Source organism: Pseudomonas sp. 1121_17, assembly GCF_052850745.1.
Window position 1 is genome coordinate 97265 of the sequence record NZ_VXCX01000014.1, and the last position, 8753, is coordinate 106017.

7 protein-coding genes are annotated in these 8753 nt (G+C 62.9%); 2 read left to right on the top strand and 5 right to left on the bottom strand.

Translation table 11 applies throughout. The annotated features are described in order from the left end of the window. Window positions 1–10 precede the first annotated feature (10 nt). Both FW789_RS21615 and FW789_RS21620 read right to left on the bottom strand, forming a co-directional pair. Window positions 11–1378, bottom strand: a complete 1368-nt coding sequence (locus FW789_RS21615) for an APC family permease (protein ID WP_411563011.1) — start codon at window positions 1376–1378, stop codon at window positions 11–13. A gap of 138 nt (window positions 1379–1516) precedes the next feature. After that, window positions 1517–2899, bottom strand: coding sequence for an aspartate aminotransferase family protein (locus FW789_RS21620; protein ID WP_446432008.1), 1383 nt, complete (start codon window positions 2897–2899; stop codon window positions 1517–1519). A 241-nt stretch (window positions 2900–3140) separates the two neighbouring features. Between FW789_RS21620 and FW789_RS21625 the strand changes: the two genes are divergently transcribed. Together FW789_RS21625 and FW789_RS21630 are read left to right on the top strand one after the other, a co-directional pair. After that, the gene (locus tag FW789_RS21625; RefSeq protein WP_207073502.1) at window positions 3141–4631 is read left to right on the top strand and encodes an aldehyde dehydrogenase family protein; all 1491 of its coding nucleotides are present in this window, start codon (window positions 3141–3143) and stop codon (window positions 4629–4631) included. Between the two features lie 33 nt (window positions 4632–4664). Then, window positions 4665–5516 (top strand): response regulator transcription factor, encoded by an 852-nt coding sequence (locus FW789_RS21630; protein WP_446432009.1) that lies wholly within the window; start codon window positions 4665–4667, stop codon window positions 5514–5516. A 9-nt stretch (window positions 5517–5525) separates the two neighbouring features. On the opposite strand, the gene FW789_RS21635 is transcribed toward FW789_RS21630, so the two are convergent. From FW789_RS21635 to FW789_RS21645, 3 genes are read right to left on the bottom strand one after another with little or no spacing between them, the layout of a single operon-like run. Further along, entirely contained in the window at window positions 5526–6017 is a 492-nt protein-coding gene (locus FW789_RS21635; RefSeq protein WP_103437569.1) for a DUF1543 domain-containing protein, read from the bottom strand. A gap of 44 nt (window positions 6018–6061) precedes the next feature. After that, window positions 6062–7315 (bottom strand): arsenic transporter, encoded by a 1254-nt coding sequence (locus tag FW789_RS21640; protein ID WP_446432010.1) that lies wholly within the window; start codon window positions 7313–7315, stop codon window positions 6062–6064. 7 nt (window positions 7316–7322) lie between these two features. Next, window positions 7323–8573, bottom strand: a complete 1251-nt coding sequence (locus tag FW789_RS21645) for an MFS transporter (RefSeq protein ID WP_446432011.1) — start codon at window positions 8571–8573, stop codon at window positions 7323–7325. Window positions 8574–8753: the final 180 nt, after the last annotated feature.

Below are 8753 nucleotides of genomic sequence, written 5' to 3' on the forward strand. Positions count from 1 at the left end.
TGTTCGCTGGTCACTCAGCCAGCTGCAACTCCGGCAGCTTAACCTGGAACGCCCGAGTCAGCCCAAGCAGGCACAGCAAGCCCAACCCCATCCAGCTCAAGCCGATCGTGAATGACATGCTCGACAGGCTGCTCCACAGCCACAAGGTACTGAGAAAACCCAATGCCGGAATGGCCCCATACAGCAGGTAATTGCGCGGTCCGCGCAGTTGCTGGTCGACCAGGTAGTGCTTGACCACCGCCAGGTTCACCGCCGAGAAGGCAAACAGCGCGCCGAAGCTGATCATGTTGGCCACCGTGTCCAGGGTCAGCACCAGTGCCAGTAACGACATCACACTGACCAGCAGAATGGCGCTGGCCGGCACCCGCTTTTTCGTGCGCAACTGGCCGAACACCCGCGGCAGCGCGCCGTCGCGGCCCATGGCGAACAGCACCCGCGACACGCTGGCCTGGGACACCATCGCCGAGGCAAAGCAGCCGGCGACATAGGTGGCAGTGAAGGCGCTGACCAGCAGCTCGCCGCCGACCCGGCGCATGACATCCACCGAGGCCGAGTCGGGGTCGGCGAAGCTGGCCCAGTCGGGGAACACCTGCTGGGCAAAATAGGACACCAGCAAGAACAGCAGGCCGCCCACCAGCGACACCACCATGATCGCCAGCGGGATGCGGTACTGCGGGTTGCTGGTTTCCTCAGCCATGGTTGAAACCGCATCGAAGCCGAGGAATGACAGGCACAGCACGGCCGCGCCGGTCATCACCAGCGGCACACTGAAACCGTCGTGGTAGAACGGCTTGAACAGCGACACTGGCTCGCCCTGGCCACTCAGGCTGCTGACCGACAGCGCCACGAAGACCACGATGAACACCAACTGCACCACTACCAGAATCCAGTTGACCCGAGTAATCGACTCGATGCCGATCAGGTTGAGAAAGGTCACCAGGCTGATCGAGCCGAGCACCCAGACCCAGGCCGGCACTGCCGGGAAGTACTCAGACATGTAGATGCCGATCAGCAGGTAGCTGAGCAGCGGCAGGAAGATGTAGTCGAGCAGCAAAGTCCAGCCGGCCATGAAGCCGAAGTAGCTGCCGAAGGCTTTACGGGTGTAGCTGTACACCGAGCCAGAATAGGGATGGGCCTGGACCATGCGGCCGTAGCTGTAAGCGGTCAGCAACATCGCGCCGAGGGTCAGCAGGTAGGCCGTGGGCAAGTGCCCTTTGGTCATCTGGGTGACCAGGCCATAGGTGGTGAACACGGCCAGCGGGACCATGTAGGCCAGGCCGAACAGCACCAGCGCGGGTAGGCCCATGGATTGGCGAAAGCGGCGAGACGCCGGGGCTTGCGCACAGTGAGTGTCGGCTGAGCTTGTTGTTATAGTCATTGCGAACTCCTGGAAGGCGAATACAGGACGCTGCAGTAGGCGAGGTGTACTCGCTACCGATGATGAAGCCGTGTCGAGAGGGTGCGCAGCGCTGCACGCAAGGCGCCCAGCCGGATCGGGCTGGGCGTTGCGCTCGGGTCAGAGGCGGCCGATGCTGCGCGCGGTGCGGTCGACGGCCAGGCGGGTTTTTTCGACCAGCTCATCAAGCTCGCTGCGGCTGGCGATCAGCGCCGGGGCCATGATCATGCGGCCCAGGGTCGAGCGGATGATCACGCCTTCCTCAAAGCCATAGGTGCGGCACTGCCAGGCCAGGTCGTTTTCATGGGCGAAGCGTTTGCGGGTTGGTTTGTCCTCGGCGAACTGCAACGCCGCCAGCAGGCCAGTGCCCTGAATCTCTCCAATAAGCGGGTGAGCGGCAAACGCCTCGTGCAGGAGTTGCTGCAGATAAGGACCGGTGTCGTCCTTGACCCGGCGCACGATGCCTTCGTCACGCAAGGCCTTGAGGTTGGCCACCGCCACTGCCGCCGCAACGGGGTGGCCGGAGTAAGTCAGGCCGTGGGCAAATACACCGCCGCGCTCGACCAGCGCCTCGGCGATGCGCTTGCTCAACACCAGCCCGCCCATGGGGATATAGCCGCTGGTCAGGCCCTTGGCGATCGACAGGGTGTCGGGCTCGAAGCCGAAGTGCTGGTGGGCGAACCATTCGCCGGTGCGGCCAAAGCCGCCGATCACCTCATCGGCGCACAGCAGCACGTTGTACTGGCGGCAGATGCGCTGGATCTCGGGCCAGTAGCTTTCAGCCGGGAAGATCATGCCGCCGGCGCCCTGGAACGGCTCGGCAATGAAACCAGCGACGTTGTCCGCGCCCAGTTCGAGGATTTTTTCTTCAAGCTGCAGCGCGCAGCGTCGGCCGAATTCGGCGGGGGTCAGCTCGCCGCCGTTGGCGTACCAGTACGGCTCGTCGATGTGGGCGATGTCGGGGATCATCCCGCCCATCTCATGCATGAACTTCATCCCGCCCAGTGCGGTGGCGGCCAGGGTCGAGCCGTGGTAACCATTCCAGCGGCCGATCATGACCTTCTTCTGCGGCTTGCCCAGCACCTGCCAGTAACGGCGCACGGTGCGGATCAGCACTTCGTTGGCTTCGGAGCCGGAGTTGGTGTAGATCGCGTGGCTGTAATGGCCCGGCAGTAGGCTGAAGAGCAGTTCGGACAGCTCGATTACCGCCGGGTGAGTGGTGTGAAAGAACATGTTGTAGTACGCCAACTGATCCATCTGCGCGGCAGCGGCGCTGGTCAGGTCCTTGCGGCCGTAGCCCAGTTGCGTGCACCACAAGCCGGACATGCCATCCAGATAACGGTTGCCGTCGTTGTCCCACAAATTCAAACGCTCGCCGCGGACCATCACTCGCGGCCCTTCGGCGTTGAGGGCCTTTTGATCGAGAAACGCATGGATGTGGTGGGCCGCGTCGGCCTTTTGATAGTCCTGGGTGTTTCGTTGCGGGATGAAGGGTGCGTTCATGACGTTTGTTCTCTTTTTTGGGAGTCGCGCAGGGCGGATGCAACTGAAGTCCCGGAAATGCTCCCACACCTCGAAAACCACCGAAATCACCCTTTGGGGTGAGCTGCGAACTGGTGTGGCTGCAGAGCTTTTTCATGGGTCCGGACCACATTTTTGCGAATTTGCCTGCCGCTGCGAGTGGCGCACGATTGTCTCCAGTCAATAACAACGGACCGGCAAACGGTCGCAAGAGGAGTGCAGCGTGTTCGACCTCAACTACTGGCAACAGCGGGCCCAGCGCCAAACCTTCATCGACACCGCGCTCATCGGCGGCCGGGCGGTGCAGTCGTCTACAGGGGCGACTTTTACCGCTATCAACCCCGCAACCAATCAGGAGTTGGCGCAGGTTGCAGCCTGCGGTGAGCGTGAAGTGGACCTGGCAGTGCGTTCTGCGCGCCAGGCCTTCGACCAGGGGCCGTGGGCACGCATGGCGCCAGGTGAGCGCAAGAAGATCCTGCTGAAACTGGCCGAACTGCTGCTGGTGCACCGTGAGGAGTTGGCCTTGCTCGACTCGCTGAACATGGGCAAGCCGGTGATGGACGCCTACAACATTGATGTGCCGGGCGCAGCCGGAGTGTTCGCCTGGTATGGCGAGGCGCTGGACAAACTCTACGATCAGGTCGCGCCGACGGCTGCCAACACGCTGGCCACCATCACCCGCGAGCCACTGGGCGTGATCGCTGCGGTGGTGCCGTGGAACTTCCCCCTGGACATGGCGGCCTGGAAGCTGGCGCCGGCACTGGCTGCCGGGAACAGCGTGGTGTTGAAGCCAGCCGAGCAGTCGCCGTTTTCCGCCTTGCGTTTAGGCCAGCTGGCGCTGGAGGCGGGCATTCCAGAAGGGGTGCTCAACGTTGTCCCGGGCCTCGGCGAGCAAGCCGGCAAAGCCTTGGGGCTGCACCCGGATGTCGATTGCCTGGTGTTCACCGGCTCGACTCAGGTGGGCAAGTACTTCATGCAGTACTCGGCCCAGTCCAACCTCAAGCAGGTCTGGCTGGAGTGCGGTGGCAAAAGCCCGAATCTGGTGTTTGCCGACTGCCAGAATCTCGATCTGGCAGCTGAAAAAGCTGCGTTCGGGATCTTCTTCAATCAAGGCGAAGTGTGCTCGGCCAATTCACGGTTGTACGTGCAGAGAGCTATTCACGACGAGTTCGTCGAGCGGGTGATTGCGAAGGCGCAGGCGTGGCTGCCGGGTGATCCGCTCAACCCGGCGAGTGCCGCCGGGGCCATTGTCGACAGCGAGCAAACCGCGCGGATCATGCGTGCTATCGGGCAAGCGCAGGAGGAGGGCGCGCAGCTGCGTTGCGGAGGCCAGCAACTGACGTTCAATGGCTCATCCAACTTTATCCAGCCCACTGTATTTACCGAGGTAAAACCGGGCAGCAAGCTGGCCCGTGAAGAGATTTTCGGCCCAGTGCTGGCCGTCACCGCCTTTGACGATGAGGTGCAGGCGGTAGCGCTGGCCAATAACAGTGTCTACGGCCTGGCGGCCTCGGTGTGGAGCGACGACCTCAACCGCGCGCACCGGGTTGCCAGGGCGCTGAAGGCTGGTACGGTGTCGGTCAACACCATGGACGCGCTGGATGTCAGCGTGCCGTTCGGTGGCGGCAAGCAGTCCGGCTTTGGTCGTGACCTGTCGCTGCATTCGTTCGACAAGTACACCCACCTGAAAACTACCTGGTTCCAGCTGCGTTAAGCGCTGACCCAAGGCGCACATGAGACGCCCGTGATGAGTACAGACCGGCTTGGATCCGAACAGTGGTTTCAGCACATGGCACAGGTGACCGATTGCATCGGCACCTCGGCCTTTGTCGAGTCGCTGTATTCAGCGCTGATCCTGCTGGCGCCGGCCAATGCCATCACGGTGTTTCTGTTTCCCCATGAAGGCCTGCCGTCGACGCTGTTCGAGCGCGACGATGAGGGGCCGTGGATGCCTGAGGGTAACGTGCGCAAGTATCTGGAAGGCTTCTATCTACTGTGCCCGTTCTACCGCGCGAGCCTGGAGGGCATTGCGCCCGGCTGCTATCGCCTCAGCGATGTCGCGCCGGACCACTTCAAGCGCAGTGAGTACTACCTGTTGTTTTATCAGCATGCGCGGCTGGAGGAAGAGATCAATTACCTGGTGCCACTCGGGCCGAAGCTGACCATCGCCGTTGCGCTGGCCAGCACCTCGCGATTGAGCAGGCAGCAAGTTGCCGAACTCAAGCGCATCGCACCGTGGGTGCTGGCGGTGGTGCGTCGGCATTGGGGCGACCTGGATGCGCACATGCTTGGTGGGCGTTTCGAGAGTGCGCTGGGGCGGCAGATCAATGCAGCGTTGGTGAAGTTTGGCTCGTCGTTGCTGACCGAGCGGGAATGCCTGGTCGCGCAGTACATGCTGCGTGGGCACTCTATACGCTCATTGGCAGAGCGACTCGGTATCAGCGAGGACACGGTCAAGACCCATCGCAAACACTTGTACGCCAAGCTCGACATCGGCAAGCAGTCCGAGCTGTTCTCGCTGTTTATCGCCTCGGTCGCACAGGCGCAGGAAGGGTTGAGCAAAGACCCGCTGGAAAGCTATCTGCGCCGCCGGCCCTGAGCGGGTGGCTTAGATAAGGATGTAGTCGCTGCGCTGGCGAATGCCCTGATGCTCGCCCTCGACCAGATGCACATAGCGCCCAGCCAGCAGATCGATCGGCAGGCAATCATCAACGTCGAGTATTGCGTCGGTATGCGGCTTCAACCAGCCAGCGGCCATGCGCTGTTTACCCAACTGCTTGGCCTCGGCTTTGTCCCTGGCAGCCACCAACAGATAACGGTGCGCTTCGCCGAACACCTGCCGCTCGTAACCGCCCAGATTGAGGAAGAACAAGCGCAGTGCCCCGGGTTGCGGCGCTGCCTGGCTGAACTCGACGCGGTAATTGTCGATGCCGTGCACTTCCAGCCAGGAGTCGACGTGCAGCCCTTTCAGGCTGCCGAACCAGGCATTGCGTAGTTCAGGGTAGAGCTGCTCGAGCGAGTCGCCCTGGGCAAAGACTACATCGTGGACTTCGATGCTGGCGCGCGGGTGGCGCCCGCCGAGCATGACAACGTAAAGCATGCATTATCCTCGCGCTGGGCGCTGCGGCTTACGCCAGCGCCTGTTCAAAATGTCACGGCCCACAGCGCAGCCGCCAATGCCGGCGGCATGACCAGCAAGCCCAGCCGCAGGAAGCGCCAGGCGCTGACATTCTCCCCCTCACGGCGGATGGCTACCAGCCACAGCAGGGTCGCCAGTGAGCCGGTGATCGACAGATTGGGACCCAGGTCGACGCCGATCAGCAGCGCCGCCGTGGTTTGCCCAGGCAACTGCACAATGTGCCCCATCGAGCCTGCGATCAGCCCGCTGGGCAGGTTGTTCATCAGGTTACTGGCAATCGCCACACCGAGCCCGGCAGCCCAACTGGCTTGCGCTGGCGACTGTTCGGCGAGTGCCGCCAGGGCATGCGCGAGATGATCGATGACGCCGGTCTGGGCCAAGGCTTCGACCAGCACGAACAAACCGGCCACCAAAGGCAGTACGCCCCACGCGACATGGCGCAGCACCGGCATCGGGCTGCGGCGCTGGCTCAGGTGAATCAAGGCGGTGGTGGTCAGGCCAGCGCAAAAGGTTGGCAGGCCCAGCGCAGTGTCCAGCGCCGAGGCGGTCAGCAGCAGCGCCCCGGTCAGGACAATGCCCAGCGCGCACAGCTTGGCCCCGGGAGTCAGCGGCTGCGAGTCGACGGTCAGCGCCAGTGGCTTCATGATCTGTTTACGCTGGGTCAGGCGCAGCACTATGTAGGTCAGGCTGATCGCTGCCAGCGAAGGCAGGCTGAACTGCCTCAGCCACTCCAGCAACGGCGGCATCTGGCTACCGAAGACCACCAGGTTGGCCGGGTTGGAAATCGGCAGGACGAAGCTCGCGGCGTTGGCGATGAATGCGCAGATGAACAGATAGGGCAGGGGCTCGGCTTTGGCCGCCTTGCACGCCGCATACACCGCCGGGGTCAACACCACGGCGGTGGCATCGTTGGAGAGGAATACGGTGACTAGGGTGCCGACCAGAAAGACCAGGTCGAACAAGCGCTGCCCGGAGCCGCGGGCGTGGCTTACGGCATAGCGCGCCAGCCAATCGAACAAGCCTTCCTGGCGCGCCAGTTCGGCCAGTACCATCATGCCGATCAGAAACAGGTATACGTCGCCGCCTTCGGCCATCGCAGCCAAGGCTTTTTGTGGCGCAATCAGGCCGAGCATGGTGAGCAGCAGCGCGCCACCCATGGCCCAGACGTATTCGGGGATGCGCCAGGGACGCAGGATGACGCCACAAGTGGCGAGGGCCGCCACCAACCAGATGATCAGAGCAGTATCTACAACAGGCATGGTGGATTCAGCTTCCTGCCACAGTAGGGACGACCGTCGGCGCTTCGGCCGAGCGGGAGGAGGTTTCCGGCAGCGCGACCAGTACCAGCACGAACGCCGCAGCGGCGATGCCAGCCAGGGTCAGGAAGGCTGCGTCATAACCGGCCGACTGTACCACCAAACCAGCGATTCCCGGGCTTAGTGCAGCGCCGAGGCTGAACACCGCGGTCAATGCGCCGAGGCTGACATTGAAGCGCCCGGTACCCTCGGTCAGGTCCTTGACCACGATCGGGAACAGCGCGCCGAAGATCCCCGCGCCGATGCCGTCGAGCAGCTGCACGCCGACCAGCCAGAAGGGATTGTCCGAGAGGACGTATAGCGCGCCTCGTAGAGGCAGGATCAAGAATCCCACCAGCAGAAACGGCTTGCGCCCCCACTGCTCGGCCTTGGCGCCAACCAGTAGTGCCATCGGCACCATCACCAGTTGCGCCGCGACAATGCAGGCTGAGGTCAGCGGTGTGGCCAGGCGCAGGTCCACCTGGGCCAGCTTCTGGCTTACCAGCGGCAGCATTGCTGCGTTGGCCAGATGGAAAAGCGCGCAGCACACGGCGAACAGCAGCAGTGTGCGGTTGTGCAGCAGCAGGCTCAGTCCGGCTGGCTGGGTGTCGCCGGTTGGCGTGTGGGACAGGCCACGGGCCAACTGGTGGTCGATGGCTGCTGGCGGAACTCGTTTGACGGCAATGATGCTGGCGATTGTCAACGCGGCCATCAGGTAGAACACCACCACCGGCCCATATACATAGGCCAGGCCGCCGGCGAGCAACGCCGAGAACGCATTGCCGGCATGGTTGAAGGTCTCGTTACGGCCCACGCGACGGGTAAATGCCTTCGGGCCGGTGATGCCGAGAGTGATGGCGGCGATCGCCGGGGCGAATACCGAGCCTGCTATGGCGCTGATGGTCTGGGTCAACGCCACCAGCCCGAACGATGAGATCAGCGGCAGCAACAGGCAGCTACCGGTAACCAGCAGCGCGGCAATCGCCACCACTGCACGTTTGGCTGGCGTGCGGTCGATCAATGCCCCGGCCGGTGCCTGCGCCAGCAGCGCGGTAACCCCGGCGATGGTCATGACCAGGCCGATGCTCGCCGGTTGCCATTGGTGCACGGCGAGCAGGTAGATCGCCAGATACGGCCCCAGGCCATCGCGAACATCAGCCAGAAAGAAGTTCAGCCAGTCGAGCGCACGATCATGAGAGCCGGTTTGCCGGTGGTTGTCCAAGGTTTGAGTCTCGCAGGGGGGGCGTGGGGATGAAGCGTTATCGACATCCGTCAGGTCACACCTCACTTGAGCAGAATGACTGGTGTAATGAGCAATAGGTTCCAGACTCACAGCGCCTGTAGGAGCGGTCGCGAAAGGGCTGCGCAGCGGCCCCAGATCTCAGCTTCGCCGCCGAAATCT